The sequence below is a fragment of the Lacrimispora brassicae genome (assembly GCF_054772055.1).
The window spans coordinates 146152-166953 of the sequence record NZ_BRYH01000031.1 but is presented as its reverse complement, the minus strand read 5'-3'; the positions used below and the strand labels follow the sequence as shown (position 1 = coordinate 166953).

The following is a 20802-nucleotide window of genomic DNA, read 5'->3' as shown; positions in this document are numbered from 1 at the left end:
TAAAAAGTAAGCGGCAGGAAAGGGAAAAACAAGAGAAATGGATGAACGGATTTATCTCCTTCCCAAGGAAGGGAATTTTTATAAAGCAAACATGTACTGCCATACAACGGTCTCAGACGGAAGGCTGACGCCTGAGCAGGTAAAAGAGGAATATGAGAAAAGGGGATACCAGATTGTAGCCTATGTTGATCAGGGAAACTATTGTCCTCATAGGGAACTGACCACAAAGGATTTTCTGGCTCTGGCAGGCTTTGAGGCGGAGCTGAGGGAAAGTTCTGTGGACAAGGAAGAAACCGGAGGAGGGACTTTTTCCATCAATTTCTATGATTCCGACCCGGATAAGATGGAGGAGGAAAAAGCGGGAATCCTTGACCCTGGAACAGAGTATCACGGTCCGGCCGGCATCAACGCCTGCATAAAAAAGATGAATCACCTTGGCTTTCTGGCAAGCTGCAGCCATCCATACCGGTCCATGAAAAGTTACGGGCAATACACAGGGCTTGAAGGACTTTTTGCCATGGAGATCTATGATTACCGCAGCGACCTTGAAGAGCTGAACGGTTACAATCCCCAGGTCTATGATGAAATGCTGCGGCAGGGAAAGAGGATTCATTGTCTGGCATCGGACGGCAACCGGAACGAATATCCCATGGGGCATCCCCTCTGCGATTCTTTTGGAGGCTTTATAAAGATCAAGGCAAAGGAGCTTACCTATCCGGCTGTGATGCTGGCCTTAAAACAGGGGGATTTTTACAGCTCCATGGGCCCTGAGATCCATTCCCTCTATATAGAAGGCAGGGACCTGGTGGTAAAGACCAGCCCTGTGGAGAAGATTTATGTGAAGACAGAAGGCAGGAACTGCCATATAAAGGCAGCCCCTTCAGGAGAAACGTTGGAAGAAGCCAGGTTTCCCTTAACGGGAAGAGAAGGCTATATCCGGGTGGTTTGCCGCAGTGAAAACGGGCTGTATGCAGATTCCAATGGATATTTCTTAAAGGATCTGCCCCTGGAATTCACTAAGGAGCAGGAGATATAAGGTTGAAGGAAAAGCATCTTTTAACCTTGAGTTTGTGAACAATGTGTTCCGCTTTATCGGACACAGTGCACCCCGCTTCATGGGGTGTCAGCGGAATATGCAAGCATATCCGCTTGACTTATTAGGAGGCAAAATTTGGACAGAATGGTACAGCAAAAAAAGATCCGGTCAGAAAAGGTACAGTCCATGCTGTTCTGGCTATGCTGGGCGGCTTATTTTTCCACTTATCTTGGGCGGCTGAATTATTCCGCCTCCTTAACGGAGATCATCAGGGCAGAGGGATATGAAAAGGGAGCGGCTGGCTTTATAGGAACTGCATTCTTTTTTTCCTATGGCCTTGGACAGCTTTTCAGCGGTGTGATGGGAGATAAGAAAAAGCCTTATAAAATGATTTTTATAGGGGTTCTTGGTTCGGGAATCTGCAACGGGGCAATGGGACTGTCAGCATCCGTCTGGCAGATGGCTGTGGTATGGTGTGTCAACGGCCTGTTTCAGTCCCTGATCTGGTCCCCCATCATTAAACTGTTTTCCGACTGGATCCCCACAGGAAGCCAGAAGAAATTCTGCGTCAACATCAACAGCAGCGTTCCCATTGGCACCTTTGCTGCCTATGGGCTGACTGCCCTCATTATATGGAAATTCCACTGGAGAACGGTTTTTTTCTTTTCCTCTCTGTGCCTGGCAGCCATCAGCGTGATCTGGTATATAGGCAGCCGCAAAATAAAGCGGGATGTGGAAGAAAACGGGATTATAGAAGAACCGTTATTTATTTCACAGAATAAAAAGCAGACAGATGCCTCCCTGTGGAACTTGATCCTGGTTTCCGGAATGATATTCTTTTGCTTTGGGCTGATGTTTCAGGGGGTTTTAAAAGATGGAGTGACCACCTGGATCCCCACCTATATCCGGGAGGAATATCATATGGAATCCGTTATTTCCATTATCAGCACCACCATCATACCGGTTTTTAACTTAAGCGGCGTTTATATGGCCTCCATGGCCAACCGAAAGATTTTTAAAAGTGAGATCGCTACCTCTGCCTCATTTTTTGTCCTGTGTGCCGGAGCTCTGTTTATGTTACGTCTTTATAAAGGCGGGTCCGTTTTGACTGTGCTGGTCTTATTCGGACTGGCGACCACGGCGATGATGGCGGTGAACACCATGCTGGTCAGCATGGTGCCCATATATTTCGCCCCTTACGGAAAATCCTCCACTGCTTCCGGGATTTTAAATTCCTCCGCTTATGCGGGGGGAGCGGTCTCTGCCTATGGAATCGGAGTATTGTCTGAAAGGGTGGGCTGGGATGCCACGATTTTGATTTTGATCATCATTGCCGTTTTGGGAGCATTGGTATGCACGGCAGGAATCGCCCGTTGGAAGCGGTTTCTGCAAAATGGCATCTAAGGAATGGAGGAAAACAGGTTGGAAAACAGAATTTATTTATTGCCTGAAACAGGAAGGTTTTATAAAGCAAATCTTCACAGTCATACGGTTGTATCAGACGGAAGAATGACTCCAAAAGAGGCGAAGGAGAACTATAAGAAACGCGGATATGAGATCATGGCATTTACGGACCACAGGATCTACCGAAATCATGAGGAATTAAACGATGAGGGATTCCTGGCCCTTGCGGCCGTAGAGGTGGACATTAATGAGATAAGCCCGGACAGCTTACGCCCCAGGGACAAGACGTACCATATCAATCTGTACGATACTGATCCCGGATATAAGCGGGCTCAAAAGGAACAGGGGATCTGCCCGGAATGCAGGTACGGGGATTTTGATTACATCAATAACTATCTGGAGGAAATGAAGGAACTGGGATTTCTTTCCTGCTATAACCATCCTTACTGGTCCATACAAAACTATGAGGATTACAAAGGCTTAAAGGGGCTTTTCGCCATGGAAATCTACAATCACGGATGTGAGCATGACGGGCTGTACGGCTATAATCCCCAGTCCTATGATGAAATGCTTCGTTTAGGCAAACGGCTGTGGTGTCTGGCAACGGATGACAACCATAACAGTTATCCCTTTGATCATCCCCTATGCGATTCTTTCGGGGGCTTTACTATGATAAAGGCGGAACGCTTAAGCTATGATTCAGTTGTAAACGGGCTGGTAAACGGTCATTTCTACAGTTCCATGGGACCGGAAATAAAGGAACTTTATGTGGAGGACAGGGAGGTAGTGGTAAAAACCGGGCCAGTACAAGCCATCTGTGGGATCACGGACAGGGGACGAACCTGCCGCAGAGCAGAGGGGCCGGGAGAGGCCCTTACGGAAGCAAGGTTTCTTCTCCATGGAGATGAAACGTATATCCGGGTGGAATGTAAGGATGAGAAGGGGCTTTATGCCAACAGCAACGCCTATTTTCTTTCTGATATAGGATTTTAAAAGGATTATGGTTTTCATTGGTATGTAATGGCTTATGAGTTATCAGAGGAAAAAATGTGATGGGATTTTATTGTGGAACAATGGTGTTGCTGGATGGGTTGAACTTATTCTGAAAGAATGAGGGTGTTTATGAAGCCGGTGATTCTACGTGTGAAACAGGCTCCATGGCGGTTGTAATAACCGTCCATGGAGCCTTCTCGGTGTGTCCCGCAGGTATACGTTCTGACATGGGAAGACCACTGATCCACCTGGCAGCAGGAGAGATACAGATGTGTCCATGGTAAGGTGGAATGTGAAAAAGGGATCATGCCGCTGGCTTCTTTCCCTTTCTATTTGGTATCTGTTTTCTGCACGCAGCCTGGCTTCATAGGCAGGGGAACGACAACATGATTCAATAACGGATTTGGTTTTTCTACAACAATGCAATAATATATTTAAATATATGCTTAGCTAACTATTGATTTTCCTGCCAGAACATGTTATATTATTAACAAAATAAAAGTTATTTATCTCATATTATTTTAAGGAGGAGAAGGCATTATGTTGACTACTTTTAAAGCAACTGCTACAACATTACCTGAAGGTTTACAGGTAAAAACCAATTCAAGAGGTTTTAAAATTTCTTTTGACGAACCGGAAGATTTAGGTGGTACCGATACTGCTATGAACCCTGTAGAGGCTCTCTTATGTGCTCTTGGGGCATGCCAGTCTATCGTAGCCAAAGCATTTGCGGCGGCCCACAACATTACTTTTGATGAATTTCATGTTGAATTGGAAGGAGATCTTGATCCGGACGGATTCATGGGACTGGCAGATGTAAGAAATGGCTTTCAGGAGATTCGCTTTGTAATGCATTTTAAAACAAAGGAACCAAAAGAAAAAATTGAAGAGTTTGCAAAATTCATCGAGAATACCTGCCCCGTTGGCGACTGTTTAACCAACGGTGTAAAATTAGTTTTATCCGGTGTGGCAATTGATTAGATAATATTTACAGCAAAAAGAGCCAATCTTATAAAAATGGCTCTTTTTCTATAGAAAAGGAGAAAATTTATGCTCATTAAAATGTCAGTAATTCCCGGTGGAAAGATGGGTAAAGTAGGTAAAATAAATGTGAAAACAGGCGATAAGGTCAGCGCCGGCGATATACTTGTACAAATAGAAACGGCGAAAGGAAATCGCCAAATTAAAGCCACATCAGAGGGAACAATTTGCAGAATATTATGTGAAGAGGGCATGGATATTGGATCAAATGCTGAGATGTTTGAAATCGCCGAGGCTTCTGCAGGGAAAGAAGAAACGGTTACAAATTCTGATTGTGTATCAAAGGAAATTCCTAAGGAAGCTTCTGCCGATTTGCTTATCATAGGCGCTGGTCCTGGGGGATATGTGGCCGCTATTTATGCCGCTAAAAATGGCTTAAAAGTGACTTTGGTTGAGCAATCGGCATTAGGCGGCACTTGTCTTAATGTGGGATGCATTCCTACAAAAGCACTTGTTAAATCAGCGGAGATTTGCCACGATGCAAAGAATTCGTCAGTTTTTGGTATTGATATAGACAGCCCGGTTTCAGTAAATATGAAACAGGTAATTGACCGTAAGGACAAGATAAAGGACAGGCTTATTTCCGGTATTGATTTTCTTATGAAGAAAAATGAAATTAATGTAATTTCCGGTCATGCATCATTCATGGATGAAAATACTGTAACAATAAAAGGCGAGGAAACTTATATTATAAAGGCACAAAATATTATAGTGGCAACAGGCTCAAAAATTTCAAAGATTGCTATTCCGGGCATGGAATTTCCTTTTGTACTGAACAGTACAACCGCATTGTCTGATTGCAAGCTTCCAAAATCCATAACCATTATTGGCGGTGGTGTAATTGGAATGGAATTTGCATTTATATATAAAAATTTCGGTGTTGAGGTCCATGTTATTGAATTTATGGATCGGCTTCTGACCATGGTTGACCGTGATGTATCAAAAGAAATACAGGATATTGCAGAGGAAAATAACATTCACGTTCATACTGGTTCAAAGGTTATGAACATTCAACGCTCAATAGATGGCATGGCAGTTATTACCTATGAAGACAATGCCGGAGAACACTTAGTGGTAAGCGAAAAGGTGTTGGTGGCTATTGGCAGGGAACCTAATTTAGATGGATTATCCATTGAAAAAAGCGGTGTATTATTAAACGGCAACGGGAAGGGGATTCGTGTAGATAATTCCATGCGTACAAATGTCAGCCATATTTATGCAATCGGCGATGTGACAAATATCATTCAGCTAGCTCATGTAGCTTCCCACCAGGGCATTGCTGCCATAGATAATATACTGGGAAAGCATAAAGAAATGCATTATTCATCAGTCCCTAATGTGATTTTTACTTCACCTGAAATTGCAAGTGTTGGTACAGGGGAAGACGAAGCAAAAATCAAAGGCATTGACGTTGCAGTAAGTAAATTTTCTTTTGCCGGAAATGGAAAAGCGCTGACTATGAATGAGCCGCGAGGTTTTGTAAAACTGATAAAAGACAAGAAAACAGGGAAAATAACAGGCGGATCAGTAATCGGTGCCGATGCTTCTTCCTTAATCAGTTCATTGACATTAGCCATTGCCAATGGATTTACTGAGAAAGAAATATGTGAAACCATATTCCCCCACCCGACTACCAGCGAAACGATTCATGAAGCTGCTTTGGATTTTGGAATTGGAGCCTTGCATCAATAATGAAAAAAATAATAATCTCCGAAGAATTTGATCCCTATTTTAATATAGCTGCAGAGCACCAGCTCTTTTCAGCCTCCCAGGAAGATACCCATCTGTTCCTGTGGCAAAATGATTCTTCCGTCATCATAGGAAGAAACCAGAACCTATACGCGGAATGTGATCTTGCATATCTTAGGGAGCATAACATTAAGCCAGTCCGCAGGTTTTCCGGAGGCGGAGCCGTGTACCATGATAAAGGCAATGTGAATTTTACTTTTATTACAAAAGAGGCATCAGCCAGCCATGTCCACTTTATCAAACTCATACAATCTGCAATGCAGCGCCTTGGAATCGACTGTGAGTTTAGCGGTAGAAATGATCTGTTATTCCAAAACCGAAAATTTTCCGGTCATGCTTATTATACGGATGGCGATAACTATATGTATCACGGTACGGTCCTGGTCAATGTAAATTTTGAGCAATTGGAAAATGCCCTTACACCGTCAAAACTAAAGCTAAAGTCCAAAGGGGTCGGGTCTGTAAGGAGCAGAGTAATAAATCTGTCAGAAATAGACAATAGAATAACTGCACAGGCAGTCATTCATGCTTTTATTGAGACCTTTGAATGTATCAATATTGAATATATTAATAAAAATAATTTTCACCCTCCAATGGAGAAAATCCTCTCGTCTGACGACTGGATGTTTGCTCAGTCACCTGAGTTTGATATGGAACTGGAACGTAACTATCCATTTGGAAATATATCTGTGTATATTTCTATTGCTGATAACCTGATTCAAACTGTAAAAATAAACACGGATAGCCTGAAGCTTTGTGATTTTAAAGACTGTGAAAAGGAACTTTATAAAACCAGCTTTCATGAGCAGGCCATATGGGATTGTATAGAACGGTACATCTCCGATCATCCTGAATTTACATAATAGGAAGAAAAGATTTTAAAAATATTGTACACCTGGTGGTTTTGTGTTAATATATGAAATAAAAAATCAGATGGTGAGACCTATGTTTAATTTAGATGATTGTATCGCCTTTATTACTTGTAAAGGTGCAAAAGATTTAGCCGATTCTTTGGAAAAGAGGCTGAATCATTATAATATAACAAGAAGTCAGTGGATTGCATTGTATTATATCCAAAATAATAATATGATTACTCAAAAGCAGTTGGCTGATAAAATGTCCCTGAAAGAACCCAGTGTTGTCAGGTTGATCGATAAGATGGAAGTCTTTGGATGGGTTAACCGCATCAACAACAACGAAGATAAAAGAATCAAGTTTTTAATTCTGACTGATGATGGCAAAGAAATTGAAACAGCCATGCTGGATGTTGCAGAAAAATTCAAATCAGATGTGCTTAAGGATATATCCGTTGAAGAGCTGGATGTATTTAAATCAACCCTTGGCAAAATGCTTAAAAATATTGATAATGGAAGCAAATAACTAAAAAAACTTATAGGGCAGCGGGGGCCGTCAGCTAAGCTGGCGGCCCCTGTTAATTAATCCTGTAAACTTCCAGGGAGTTTTACACATGGCTGGGTGTCTCATAAGGGTTTTCTTTTAAAACTGAAATCAGCTTTAATAAAATATATATTAAAACGAAATTGAAAAAATTTCTCACTTATGATATGATACAAACATAGCAGCATCCTGATACCAAAAATCCGGTTTGAGGTAGAAGGTTCGGCATTTGAGAGATTGTTTATTTTGCCGCGCCTTTATGGCGCGGTTTTTTGCTTTATAAAGCAGGAAACCAGAATAAAAAGAAATAAAAACGGAGGAATGATGATGGAAACCAGAATTGCAGTAATCGGTATTGTAGTAGAAGAGGAAGAATCAGTGGAATTACTCAATGACATCCTTCACGAATACCGGCAGTACATCATTGGCCGAATGGGCATCCCTTACCCCAAAAAACAGGTGAGCATTATCAGCATTGCAGTGGATGCGCCCCAGAGCATTATTTCCGCCCTGACAGGAAAGATCGGAAAATTAAAGGGGATCAGTTCCAAAACAGCCTATCAGGGAAAACAGGCATAACAAAGCTGTTTTAAAAGGCAAAACCTTATGAAAATAAAAACTGACGGAGAAGCAGAAAGCTGACCCAAAAGAAAGGAAGTAACATTATGTATGATCCAAAATCCTTAAAGGCAGAAGAGTTCATTTCCCATGAAGAAATTCTTGAAACTCTTGATTATGCGGAGAAAAACAAAGCAAATATTCAGCTCATCGACCAGATCATTGCCAAGGCAAGGCTGGCAAAAGGTCTGACCCACCGGGAGGCATCTGTCCTCCTGGCCTGTGACATTCCGGAAAAAATACAGGAAATCTACGATCTGGCAGAACAGATCAAAAAGGATTTCTACGGAAGCCGCATCGTCATGTTTGCACCTCTATACCTTTCCAACTACTGCGTAAATGGCTGCACCTACTGTCCATACCACTTAAAAAACAAACACATCGCCAGGAAAAAGCTGACCATGGAAGAGGTGGAAAAAGAAGTCATCGCCCTTCAGGACATGGGGCATAAGCGGCTTGCCATTGAAGCAGGAGAGGATCCTGTGAACAATCCCATAGAATACATTTTGGATTGCATCAAAACCATATATTCCATCAGACACAAAAACGGCGCCATCCGCCGGGTCAATATAAACATTGCCGCAACCACGGTAGAGAATTACAGGAAGCTGAAAGAGGCGGAGATCGGAACCTATATTCTCTTTCAGGAGACCTATCATAAGGAAAGCTATGAAAAACTCCATCCCACAGGTCCCAAGCACGACTATGCCTACCACACCGAGGCCATGGACCGGGCCATGGAAGGCGGCATTGACGACGTAGGCCTGGGTGTTCTCTTTGGATTGGAACTGTACCAGTATGAATTTGCAGGACTTTTGATGCATGGGGAGCATTTGGAGGCGGTTCATGGGGTAGGACCTCATACCATTAGCGTTCCCCGCATTAAGAAAGCCGATGACATTGATCCAAATGCCTTTGACAATGGGATTGATGATGAAATATTTGCTAAGCTCTGTGCCCTGATCCGGATTTCGGTTCCTTATACAGGAATGATCGTTTCCACCAGGGAAAGCCAGGCGGTAAGAGAAAAGGTCATCCGGCTGGGGGTATCCCAGATCAGCGGCGGTTCCAGAACCAGCGTAGGCGGCTACCAGGAGGAAATCCGCCCTACGGATACGGAGCAGTTTGACGTATCGGACCAGCGTTCCCTGGATGAGGTGGTCCACTGGCTTATGGACATGGGTTATATTCCTTCCTTCTGCACGGCCTGCTACCGGGAAGGACGTACGGGAGACCGTTTTATGAGCCTTTGCAAAAGTGGTCAGATCCAGAACTGCTGCCAGCCCAACGCCCTGATGACACTAAAGGAATATTTGATGGATTATGCTTCAGAGGATACAGGAAAGATCGGCGAAGCCCTGATTGCGGCGGAATTAAACCACATCCCAAAGGAAAAGGTCCGCCTGATCTGCCAAGACCATTTAGAGAAAATAGAAAACGGAATCAGGGATTTCCGTTTCTGATCCCGCGGGCAGTGGCCAAGGTCAGGCTTACTGGACCTTGGCTCGCTGCCATCGCAAAAATTGACAGTAGAAAAGGGGATAGCCATGGGACTTAATGAAACACCATCCTCCGAGCGGGTGCACATTGGATTTTTCGGCCTCCGCAATGCGGGGAAATCAAGCGTTGTCAATGCAGTGACAGGACAGGAATTGTCCGTTGTTTCTGAGGTGAAAGGAACTACCACGGATCCGGTTTATAAATCCATGGAGCTTCTTCCCATGGGGCCGGTGGTCATCATTGATACGCCGGGCTTTGATGATGAAGGCGCTTTGGGGGAGATGCGGGTAAGGAAAACAAAACAGATATTAAACCGGTCCGACTGCGGGGTTCTGGTTGTGGATGGAACAGTTGGAAAGACAAAGACCGATGAGGAACTCATCCTTTTATTTCAGGAAAAGAAGATCCCTTATGTGGTCGCTTATAATAAATGTGATCTTACCGGAGTCCAGACCTATGATGACGGACTTTCGGTCAGTGCGTCGGAAGGCATGTTTATCCAGGAGTTAAAGGAACGGATCGGGAGCCTTGTAAACACCGGGGATACAAAAATGAGGATCGTAGGAGATCTCCTTAACCCCTACGACCTGGTGGTTTTAGTGATCCCCATTGATAAGGCTGCACCAAAGGGCCGCCTCATCCTGCCCCAACAGCAGGCCATCCGGGATATCTTAGAGGCGGGGGCCATATCGGTGGCAGTGCGGGAAACGGAATTAAAGGGGACCCTGGAAAGGCTGGGAACTAAGCCTGCCCTTGTCATTACAGACAGCCAGGCCTTTGAGCAGGTAAGTAAGGATACGCCCGAAGAGATCCTTCTCACCTCCTTTTCCATTCTTATGGCCAGGTACAAGGGATTTTTAGAGGATGCCGTAAAGGGTGTGGCAGCCATTGGAGATTTAAAGGATGGGGATAAGATCCTGATCTCCGAAGGATGCACCCATCACAGGCAGTGCGATGACATTGGTACCGTAAAGCTTCCCCGCTGGCTTCGGCAGCATACGGGAAAGGAGCTTGTGATAGAGACCTCCTCCGGGCGGGAATTTCCGGAAGACATAGGGGCTTATAAGCTGATCATCCACTGCGGCGGATGTATGCTGAATGAACGGGAGATGGAATACCGGAGAAAGTGTGCGGCGGATGCCGGGGTGCCATTTACCAATTATGGAATTGCCATCGCTTATATGAAGGGGATTTTAAACAGGAGCTTAAAGGTGTTTCCTCATTTGAAGGAGCTGCTGCCTTAACAGGATATGCCTTTGCTTTGTCAGTATTTTACAATTGTTAAGGGATTGTATAAATATGTTTGTTCATGTTGACTTGTGGGCATGCTTATGATATGTTAATGTTAGCCAGATATAGAGGGACAGTCATCATGAGGTAACTGAAAAAGCCTTGATTTTATTGGCTGCAGTGAGATCAATATCCGGAACTGCCAGGTTCCGGTTTCATTTGAAAAGACAAGACCTGTGTCCTGGTTAGGAAAAGGTCCTGTCTTTTTTTGATTGCCCAGGATGATCTTGACGGCAGGAAAAGAGCACAAATTGAAGGGAGATAAAAAATGGATTTTTTATTATCAGGTATTACTTCTATTACGATTCCCCAGTTAGTCATGTATTTTGTAGGGTTTTTACTGATCTATCTTGCTGTCAAAAAGGGGTACGAGCCATCCCTCCTTCTTCCCATGGGATTCGGGGCGATCCTGGTCAATCTGCCCATGTCCGGTGTGGTGAACCAGACCCTTCCCGGCATTGGAGATACCCATGGTATTATCCAGTGGCTGTTTGAAACCGGGATCGAAGCCTCGGAAGCACTGCCTCTCCTGCTGTTTATCGGGATCGGAGCCATGATTGATTTTGGGCCACTTTTGTCCAATCCAATTATGCTGCTATTCGGTGCGGCAGCCCAGTTTGGTATCTTTTTAACGATTTCTGTGGCTGTCTTATTAGGTTTTGAACTTTCTGACGCAGCATCCATTGGAATCATCGGTGCTGCTGATGGACCCACCTCCATCCTGGTATCCCAGATACTGAGATCAAACTACATCGGGCCCATTGCGGTGGCGGCCTATTCCTACATGGCTCTGGTTCCTCTGGTCCAGCCCTTTGCCATTAAGCTGGTCACCACCAGAAAGGAACGCCTGATCCGGATGCCTTATAATCCGGTAACAGTATCCAAAAGGATCCGGATTCTGTTTCCCATTGCAGTGTCCATGATTGCCGGATTTGTTGCGCCTCAGTCCGTTTCTCTGGTGGGCTTTCTGATGTTTGGAAACCTGTTAAGAGAATGCGGCGTTCTGCGCAGCTTATCGGATGCGGCACAGAATATTCTTGCCAATCTGGTTACCCTGCTGCTGGGGATCACTGTTTCCTTCAGCATGAGGGCGGAAGCCTTTGTAACCTGGCAGACCCTGATCATTCTCGCCCTTGGCCTTGTTGCGTTTGTGTTCGATACCATAGGAGGAGTGCTGTTTGCCAAGTTCATTAATTTGTTCCGTAAGAATAAGATCAATCCCATGATAGGCGCAGCCGGTATTTCCGCTTTCCCCATGTCAGCCCGGGTGGTACAGAAAATGTCCATTAAAGAAGACCCCACCAATCATTTGCTGATGCATGCCATCGGGGCCAATGTTTCCGGCCAGATCGCCTCTGTTTTGGCAGGCGGAATTGTCTTAAACCTTTTAACCACCTTATTATAACCGGTAACAATCAACGGAACTTGTGCTGCATAATAGAAAGGAGCCAGCTATGTATGATAAATTTATTTTGTCACTGGGTATTATGTGGAAGGGAATGCTCAGTATATTTATAGTTATTATCATTATCACATTGCTCATTATGGGGTTTCAGTGGTTTGAAAAAAACCTTCTGGATAAAAAGGATGAATAAAGTGATCTGGATTGACAAACATCCAAAACTGTATTAAGATAACTTTGGCTTATATAAATAAACCTGTTCTTTGCCACCGGGTAAAGAATTTTAAGGTGTTCTGAAATATTCCGTTAGGTCGTAGAAGGAATATTTTCAGAACACCTTTTTATGTTGAAAGGAGGATATGGGATGGAACAATCTGTCTTAAAAAACTATGCCAAATATGTGAGCCTTAATATTCTGGGGATGATAGGGCTCTCCTGTTATATACTGGCAGATACCTTTTTTGTATCAAAGTCACTGGGAGCTGCCGGACTGGCAGCACTGAATTTTTCCATTGGGATTTACAGTCTGATTCATGGTACCGGATTGATGATCGGTATGGGAGGTGCTACCCGCTACAGCATTTTAAAATACCAGAATGAGGGGAAACAGATAAATACCGTTTTTACCTCCAGCTTAAAGCTGGGAACTCTGGCAGGAGTGTTATTCGTGATCACAGGAATACTGGGTACCGGGCCTTTGGCTGTATTATTGGGAGCCGACGCAATTACATTACCTCTGACCAAGGCGTATTTAAGCACCATACTCTGTTTTGCGCCGTTTTTTATCCTGAATAATGTCCTGCTGGCATTTGTGAGGAATGACAATAATCCTAAGTTATCCATGATTGCAATGCTCACAGGAAGCTTATCCAATATTATTCTGGACTATATATTTATGTTTCCCTTAGGAATGGGAATGTTTGGCGCAGCCTTTGCCACCGGCCTGGCGCCCATCATCAGCCTTGGGGTTTTATCCCTCCACTTTATACGGGGGAAAAGCGGTCTCCGGTGGGCTCGAAGCAGAATTCAGGGGAAAGCTGTCCGCGATATCCTTGGCCTTGGCATGGCTGCATTTATTACGGAGGTGTCTTCGGCGGTTGTTTTGATCACCTTTAACCTGGTCATCCTGGGGCTGGAAGGGAATCTGGGGGTTGCCTCCTACGGGATTGTGGCCAATATCGCATTGGTAGGAATCTCGGTTTTCACAGGAATTGCCCAGGGGATACAGCCGCTGGTCAGCAAAGCTTATGGTTCGGGGAATGGTATCATTATAAAAAAATTGCTTCGCTATGGGCTTGTCACTTCCCTGACAATAGCATCAGCAATTTATTTCCTGGTATTTTTCTGTTCAGACCAAATGATAAATGTGTTTAACAGTGAGCAGAATGCCGCAATCGCATTTCTTGCCCGGGAGGGGCTTGGGATTTACTTTGCAGGGTTTTTCTTTGCGGGAATCAATATTATTGTATGCATGTATTTAAGTGCTGCCGAACGGGGGATGAATGCCTTTATGGTATCGGTGGCACGGGGGTGTATTGTTCTTGTTCCCATGGTGCTCCTCCTAAGCCGGGTCTGGGGGATGACCGGAGTATGGCTGTCATTTGTTGTGACAGAAGGATTGGTGGGTGTCCTTAGCATGATATTCATATTTTGGAAAAAAGGCATCAATCCCATCCGTTTGTAATGCGGTTATTTAAGAGGAGACCTTATAATCGCCGGGGCTCTTACCGGTTACCTCCTTAAAGGCACGGATAAAATGTGCAGAATCATTATAACCTACCGCCTGAGCGATCTCGTAGATTTTCATATTTCTGTCCGCAATGAGGCGAATGGATTTTTCAATGCGGAAATTCCGCAGATAATCACGGTAAGTGAGACCCACCTTGCTTTTGAAAAAGGAGGAAAAATAGCTTTTGTTCATGTAAACATGAGATGCCACGTCCTCCAGGCTGATGCAGTCATTGTAATTTTTTTCTATGTAGGACTTTGCCTTTTCAATGATGCATTCTTCCTTATTGGGCAGGGAATGCAGTACCGTCTCAACCAGGTGATTCAAGGAACCGTATAGTTCCTTTTCCAAAATCGACAGGGAAGGAGCATTCTCGATTTGGCTGAACAGATCATATTCGCTGAATTTAAGCCCGCTGACCGGCTCGATATATTTTGGATTCAGCCGGATCAGCGCATAGATGGAGTTATTCAGTGTTTTTTTTGTCTCCTTTACCGGCGGCTTTAAATGATTGCTGACAGCAAAGAAAAGGCGGAGATAATGCAGGGTATTCTTCATGTCATAAACTCCTAAGGAATTTATTGCCTGATGAATAAACAGGGAGATATCTTCAGCCCTATAGCCTTCATAACCACGGTTATAAGGGAGGTCGTAATAGGCGGATTCAAACCAGGTGAGACAATCCCGAAACCCATCGGAGCACTGGCGAAAGGTGACATATTGTTTGCTGAACTTAAACTTATAACCCTGGCCGGCCAGTTGCTCCCCATAGAAATGGAGGCTGTCCAGGCAACAGGGAATATCCGTATCAGGAAACAGCATAAATACAAAGCAGGAGGCCATTTCCCCTGTTATGATACTGTGGTATTGGATATGGGACCGGTTCAGGCAGTGATAAAGGTCCTCCCGCAGACCTTCCTGAAGCTGAAAAAGCTTTCCGGAATAAACCGCATCCAGCTTAATGCAGCCGACGATACAGGCAGAGCCTGGGACCAGGGAATACTTTTCTTCAAAAGCAAGCATATGGGCAGTTTTTTCCATCGGTTTCTGCATATAGGATTCCAGTAATTGCTGCATATTAATGGGATAGTTACGTCCTGCACAACTGCTATGGTCTGTCATGACCTGGGCCAGTAAGCGGTATAAGAGCTGGTACAGCACTGGAAAATCAACGGGTTTTAAAAGATAATCGGCTGCACCCAGACGAAGGACGTCTCTCACCAGATTAAAATCGTCATAGCTGCTTAAAACAACAGTTTTGCAGGTGATATGATGCTGTTTCATAAAATCCAGCAATTCAATCCCGTTCATAACCGGCATCTTAATATCGGTGATCAGGATGTCAATGGTATTGCATCTTAAAATATCGGCTGCAATGGCCCCGTTTTTGCAGCTTAATACGTTTAACTTGTTTTCAAATTCCTTCTCTACCGCGTGGGTAAGTCCTTCCAGAATATCAGGATCATCATCTGCGATTAAAATATAGTTGCTTGTCATACCCGCCTCCTATCACCTTCTGTTCAAACAATTTATTCTTTTGTGACCGGAATTTTAATTGTTACGGTTGTGCCCTGGTGAAGCCGGCTGTCAATGTATAAATCATACTCTTTTCCGTAATAGAGCTGAATTCTTTTTTTGATATTCTTTAAGCCGATGCTGTGAAAAGCGGTATTTTTATCCTCTAAGTAATCCCGCAGCAGGGCCAGGTGTTCTTCATCCATACCGTTTCCATTGTCAGAAACGGTGAAAATCAATTCTCTGTCTTTTTCATATCCCCAGATTTGAATGGAACCATTGGAGGCATCATCAATAATTCCGTGATTAATACTGTTTTCTACCAAAGGCTGCAGCAGCAGTTTAAGCATCCGGTAGGACAGGATTTCAGGATCTAAGCTGGTGCTGATGGAGACATTGGTGTAGCTTAGCTTGATTAAACGGATGTATTCCTCCAGATGGGCATGTTCCTCTTCTACGGTCACTAGCTTATTGGCCTCGGAAACGCCAAAGCGGAGTATCTTTGCCAGCAGTTCGCACATGGTTGCCAAATGAGGGTAGTTGGCTTTGAGAGAGGCCATCCGCATCCGGTCCAGGGTATTGTATAAAAAATGGGGATTGATCTGAGACCGCAGCATCTGCAGATTTAAATCCTTTTCTGCCAGGCTTTTTTGATATACCTGTTTTGTCATTTCCCCGTAGGATTTTATGACCCGCTTGGTAATCATCCAGGACAGCAGAAGATTGGACAGGAAAATAATCAGGATGATCATGAGAAAAACAGGACGCAGGAAGGAGGAGGACTGGGTGATATCCTTTTTATCCGTGGCAATGACGCTGTATAAGGTATGATTGTCATTGGCGGTCAGGTAATATACGTAGGGATCTCTGGCTTTTGGGGATTGTGTTTTCTCCCAGGTTATATCCTCAAATCCGTCGGAGGAAAAAAGCAGCTTTTTGTTGGCATCAAAGCAGGCAAACTGCTGGGAATCAAATAATTTGCTGCATTTGAAGTCATACTGGAGATCTGAGATGTTAATGCCGGCTAAGATAATGGCTATGGGTTTTGACGCACTGATGTTATTTAAAACCCGTCCGGCAAATAATAGCCTGTTGTTCACCTGGTATCCCAAGTCCTCCGCTTCTTTTTGGGTGATAAAGGACAGGGCTCCCCGGTTGTCTTTTAAGGTGGTGACCCAGTCGCTTTCAGGCAATTCCTTTAGCAGGTGGTATTTCTGGTCGTTGTATTTGTAGCTCATCAGATTCCCTTCCGGATGAAATAGAAAGAGGCAGTTTAACTGGGGAAATAAGATGGTTAGCTGATAGTATTTTTCTATGAATAGTCCATCCATTCTACCTGGATTTTCTTTTTGTCTGGCACGGGATTTTAAATAGCTCCAAAGAGAAGGGGAGACCTCGTAGGCTTCACTGCTAATCAGTGATTTTGTAAGTGTGTCAAGGGCATTGGCGGTGTGCTCGATATTGGTCATCAGGGTGCCGTTTAGCTGCCTTACTGCTTCCTCTGTTTTATGCCGCTCCAGATTTTGGTACGTTCCCGTGATAATGATGTATGCACCCAGGAGTACGAGGGTTTCCAGAATCAGCATCAGCTTTAGCTGCATGTTCATCTTGGGGGAGGAAAGGTGAAGATCTGGTTTTTTCATTATGGGGGGGGCCTTTCTTGTGGTTATTATGTGATAAGTCCGCTGTGCAGCTCGTAAAACCGTAGGTTTTACGAGCTCACGGGCATTCGCCCGATGAAACAGGCCGAAAAAAGATTTTCTTATGTGCGAGCACAACGAAAATCTTTTTTTGGCCTGTTTCGCACTGCTCATTGCTTTCGTGGACATTATATCACAGAAACACACAGAAGAAGAGGATACTTTGAGACTTCAGAAGAAATGGCAATAAGTTCTGAAAATATGGCAAGCATATTAGGTGAGAATCCTCTATAATGAGCATACCAACGAAAACACCAGGAATTTTAAGGAGGTTTCTTATGAAAAGAAATGTATTGGGTATTGGGCTGGGGATTACAGTAATGGCACTGACCCTGGCCGGCTGTGGTCTGGCCGGGCAGACGGGGGGGAAGGGCAATAAGAATGAGGGAGGAGTTGCCGGTTCCAATGGGGGAAATGGAAAAGAGGCTGCTGCCGACGGGAAAGTGGAGCTGGAATTTTTCAATTGCAAGGTGGAGGGAGAAGCGGTATTTAATAAAGTAATTGAAAAATTTGAGCAGGAATATCCCAATGTGATAATAAAGCAGACAGCGCCTGCGGATGCGGAGACCGTATTGTTCACCAGAGTTTCAACCGGGGATGTTCCTGATATCATGTCAGTATATCCGGCAGAGACAGCCTATCACACCATGATGGATGATGGGGTGTATACAGAACTGACCAATGAGGAGTGGCTGCACAGAGCCTCGGACAGCGCTCTGGAATTCTCTACCTGGAACGATAAGATTTATGCAATGCCCTTTGCTTTGAATTCATTTGGTATTTATTGCAACAAAACCATGTTTAAAGAAGCAGGTTTGGAATTGCCCGCTACCTGGAGTGAATTAATGGAGGTATGTGAAGCTTTCCAGGCAAAAGGGATCACGCCATTTACCTTTGTAGATAAAGATCCCGGCTATCTGGCGCAGGAAGGAGAGCGGATCGTCGGTATTATTAAAAATGATGTTTACATAGACACGGAGAACGTAGGGAAGACCCAGGCCTCTTTCAGCCAGGAGGATAAGCCTTATTTTAAGGACTTAGCACAGGCAATGCTTAAAACCAGGGAATATGCAGGAGATACCCTGTCCTATGGCATTGAACAGTGTGTTGCTGATTTTGCCAATGGGAAGATCCCGATGTTTGTTGCAATAACAGCTAAATACACAGTGATACAGCAAAACAACCCTGATTTGGACTTTACCTTAATTCCTTATCCAAGTCCGGTAAGTGATGACTATAAGACTCCTATTAACGTGGATATCGCTTATGGCGTATCCAGTAAGACTCCTCATCAGGAAGAAGCAAAAGCCTTCATTGAATTCTTATCAAGGCCGGAAATCTATCAAATGGTAGCAGATGAAGAAGGAACCCCTCCGGTAATCGAAGGCGTAAATTATAATATTGAACCTTTAAAGGGCATCAAGGAAGTCATTGACAGCGGAAACACCTTCCTGACCATGGTGAATTTCTGGCCGTCAGGCTGGCGCTCTGAATGGTCTGTATATGTGCAGCAGCTTATCTCAGACAAGAACACAGACAATTTCCTTAAGGAGACCGACAGAATCTGCAAAGAAAAATATGAAGGCCAATAACAGCAGATAGAGGCCGGGCATATGGGCAGGCCGGGCTGCTTGCCATAAATAAAATGGCTATTGTAATGAAGTACTTACAGTAGCCATTTTTTAGAAAGGTAGAAAGCTATATGAAGAAAAGGAAAAGGATAACGGAAAGAAATATTACAATGTTTGCTTTTTCTATTCCGGCAACGGTATTGTATATTCTCTTTTTTATCTATCCGGTAGGTGCGGGAATCTATTACAGTCTGACCGACTGGAACGGATTGACCAGTAAATATCAGTTTGTTGGAATAAAGAATTATGTCAGAGTGGTGGTCAGCAGCCGCTTTCAGAATGCAATTTGGTTTAATTTTAAATACACGGTTTTGCTGGTTGTAAGTATCGTAGGGCTCAGCCTGATCATGGCTCTTCTCCTGAACAGCAAAATCAAGGCAAAGGGGTTCTTTCGGGGAGCGTACTTTTTCCCGGCGGTTGTCAGTATGCTGACGGTAGGTCTTATTTTTAACGAAGTATTCTTTCAGGTCCTTCCCCAAATCGGACAGATGCTGAAGATCGGCTGGCTGAGCAGAAGCCTTTTGTCCAGTTCTAAAACAGCAATTTATGCGGTCCTGGTCACTAATGTATGGCAGGGAATTGCCATCCCTACGGTGTTATTAATGGCAGGTTTACAGAATGTTCCTCAGGAGCTTGTGGAATCGGCTTCTCTGGACGGTGCCGGCAAATGGGATGTATTCAAATTCATTACCTTTCCTTTCCTGCTTCCTGTACTTACCGTAGTTATGGTATTAGTAATCAAGGATGGTTTGACGATATATGATTATATAGTTGCATTAACCAACGGAGGACCCGGCGGTGCAACAGAAAGTACGGCGCTGTTGATTTACAACCATGGCTTTAAAGAGGTCAATTTCTCTCTTGGCATTGCAGAAGCCGTGGTTGTGACCATAATTATTTGTTCCATTTCATTTATACAGATCGCTTTTAGCAATAAGAAAAGTATATATCAGGAGGAAGAGGGATGAGCAGGAAATTGAAAAGCACGGCATTGTATCTCTTCCTGATCCTGGGCGTTATTATGATTGCATATCCGGTCTATTTAACGGTTATCACCTCCATGAAGACCCCCCAGGAATTGAGCCGGAATTTTTTTGCATTGCCAACACGTTTTAATTTTGATAATTTTTTTGCTGTTGTTATGAATTCCGGTTATCCCAGGACTGTCTTAAACACCCTGGCAATTACGGTGTTTGCTTCCCTTGGGACAATAGCCGTTATTCCCATGGTTTCCTATGCAATTGCCAGGAGCATGTGGGAAAAAGGATATTATAAATATCTCTATTTCTTTTTACTGGCAGGTATCTTTGTACCGTTTACGGTAAAAATGCTTCCCTTAATTAAGGTTATGTCAGTGATGGATATGCTGAACATACCCGGACTGATTGTTGTATACATATCAAGCGCAGTCTGTGAAGGTGTTTTCCTCTATGTGGCCTTCATACAGGGGATTCCCGCGGAACTGGAAGAAGCGGCATATATTGACGGAGCGCCAACCTGGAAGATTTACGTCCATATCATCTTCCCCCTGCTGGGCCCCATGACGGCGACGGTGCTGATCAAAAACGGACTTTGGTTCTGGAATGACTTCCTGCTTCCGCTGCTGACCTTAAATAAGTCACCGGATTATTGGACCCTCACTCTGTTCCAATATAACTTTAAGATGACACATGCCATTAACTATCCCATGATTTTTGCTGCTTTTCTTCTTTCCATGCTGCCGATTATGGTATTCTATGTGTTTATGCAGAAAAAGATCATCGGCGGTCTGACCAACGGTGCGGTGAAGGGTTAGG

At 44.1% G+C, this 20802-nt stretch carries 18 protein-coding genes; 16 read left to right on the top strand and 2 right to left on the bottom strand.

The features are described 5' to 3' along the window. The first annotated feature begins 37 nt into the window (after window positions 1-37). The 13 genes from ACYVD3_RS16370 (at window position 38) to ACYVD3_RS16310 (ending at window position 14115) form a co-directional block, all read left to right on the top strand. Entirely contained in the window at window positions 38-1036 is a 999-nt protein-coding gene (locus tag ACYVD3_RS16370) for a PHP domain-containing protein (protein ID WP_460643547.1), read from the top strand. Between the two features lie 144 nt (window positions 1037-1180). After that, window positions 1181-2440, top strand: a complete 1260-nt coding sequence (locus ACYVD3_RS16365; RefSeq protein WP_460643552.1) for an MFS transporter — start codon at window positions 1181-1183, stop codon at window positions 2438-2440. 18 nt (window positions 2441-2458) lie between these two features. Next, window positions 2459-3433, top strand: a complete 975-nt coding sequence (locus tag ACYVD3_RS16360) for a PHP domain-containing protein (protein ID WP_460643546.1) — start codon at window positions 2459-2461, stop codon at window positions 3431-3433. 540 nt (window positions 3434-3973) lie between these two features. Further along, on the top strand, window positions 3974-4414 hold the full coding sequence (locus ACYVD3_RS16355; RefSeq protein ID WP_460643545.1) for an OsmC family protein: 441 nt from the start codon (window positions 3974-3976) through the stop codon (window positions 4412-4414). 69 nt (window positions 4415-4483) lie between these two features. Next, a complete protein-coding gene (gene lpdA / locus ACYVD3_RS16350) occupies window positions 4484-6166 on the top strand; it encodes a dihydrolipoyl dehydrogenase (protein ID WP_460643544.1) in 1683 nt (560 codons plus the stop codon). Further along, window positions 6166-7086, top strand: a complete 921-nt coding sequence (locus tag ACYVD3_RS16345; RefSeq protein ID WP_460643543.1) for a lipoate--protein ligase — start codon at window positions 6166-6168, stop codon at window positions 7084-7086. Before lpdA ends, ACYVD3_RS16345 begins: the two co-directional genes overlap by 1 nt. A gap of 82 nt (window positions 7087-7168) precedes the next feature. Continuing rightward, the gene (locus tag ACYVD3_RS16340; RefSeq protein ID WP_460643542.1) at window positions 7169-7603 is read left to right on the top strand and encodes a MarR family winged helix-turn-helix transcriptional regulator; all 435 of its coding nucleotides are present in this window, start codon (window positions 7169-7171) and stop codon (window positions 7601-7603) included. Window positions 7604-7948: 345 nt separating this feature from the next. After that, window positions 7949-8200 (top strand): TM1266 family iron-only hydrogenase system putative regulator, encoded by a 252-nt coding sequence (locus ACYVD3_RS16335; RefSeq protein WP_460643541.1) that lies wholly within the window; start codon window positions 7949-7951, stop codon window positions 8198-8200. A gap of 86 nt (window positions 8201-8286) precedes the next feature. Beyond that, window positions 8287-9702, top strand: a complete 1416-nt coding sequence (gene hydG / locus ACYVD3_RS16330) for a [FeFe] hydrogenase H-cluster radical SAM maturase HydG (protein ID WP_460643540.1) — start codon at window positions 8287-8289, stop codon at window positions 9700-9702. 84 nt (window positions 9703-9786) lie between these two features. After that, on the top strand, window positions 9787-10983 hold the full coding sequence (gene hydF, locus ACYVD3_RS16325; protein WP_460643539.1) for a [FeFe] hydrogenase H-cluster maturation GTPase HydF: 1197 nt from the start codon (window positions 9787-9789) through the stop codon (window positions 10981-10983). 314 nt (window positions 10984-11297) lie between these two features. After that, window positions 11298-12434, top strand: a complete 1137-nt coding sequence (locus tag ACYVD3_RS16320) for a sodium ion-translocating decarboxylase subunit beta (RefSeq protein WP_460643538.1) — start codon at window positions 11298-11300, stop codon at window positions 12432-12434. Between the two features lie 49 nt (window positions 12435-12483). Next, window positions 12484-12624 (top strand): hypothetical protein, encoded by a 141-nt coding sequence (locus tag ACYVD3_RS16315; protein ID WP_460643537.1) that lies wholly within the window; start codon window positions 12484-12486, stop codon window positions 12622-12624. Window positions 12625-12795: 171 nt separating this feature from the next. Then, entirely contained in the window at window positions 12796-14115 is a 1320-nt protein-coding gene (locus tag ACYVD3_RS16310) for an MATE family efflux transporter (protein WP_460643536.1), read from the top strand. A gap of 9 nt (window positions 14116-14124) precedes the next feature. On the opposite strand, the gene ACYVD3_RS16305 is transcribed toward ACYVD3_RS16310, so the two are convergent. Then, the gene (locus ACYVD3_RS16305) at window positions 14125-15657 is read right to left on the bottom strand and encodes a response regulator transcription factor (protein ID WP_460643535.1); all 1533 of its coding nucleotides are present in this window, start codon (window positions 15655-15657) and stop codon (window positions 14125-14127) included. A gap of 32 nt (window positions 15658-15689) precedes the next feature. After that, complete coding sequence (locus tag ACYVD3_RS16300) at window positions 15690-17318, bottom strand: sensor histidine kinase (protein ID WP_460643534.1); 1629 nt, start codon at window positions 17316-17318, stop codon at window positions 15690-15692. Between the two features lie 335 nt (window positions 17319-17653). On the opposite strand from ACYVD3_RS16300, the gene ACYVD3_RS16295 reads away from it, so the two are divergent. The 3 genes from ACYVD3_RS16295 (at window position 17654) to ACYVD3_RS16285 (ending at window position 20801) form a co-directional block, all read left to right on the top strand. Then, the gene (locus tag ACYVD3_RS16295; RefSeq protein WP_460643533.1) at window positions 17654-18967 is read left to right on the top strand and encodes an ABC transporter substrate-binding protein; all 1314 of its coding nucleotides are present in this window, start codon (window positions 17654-17656) and stop codon (window positions 18965-18967) included. A gap of 110 nt (window positions 18968-19077) precedes the next feature. Beyond that, entirely contained in the window at window positions 19078-19974 is an 897-nt protein-coding gene (locus ACYVD3_RS16290) for a carbohydrate ABC transporter permease (protein WP_460643532.1), read from the top strand. Further along, window positions 19971-20801 carry a carbohydrate ABC transporter permease gene (locus tag ACYVD3_RS16285; protein ID WP_460643531.1) on the top strand — a complete coding sequence of 277 codons (831 nt, stop codon included), beginning with the start codon at window positions 19971-19973 and terminating at the stop codon, window positions 20799-20801. Before ACYVD3_RS16290 ends, ACYVD3_RS16285 begins: the two co-directional genes overlap by 4 nt. The last annotated feature ends 1 nt before the right edge of the window (window position 20802 follow it).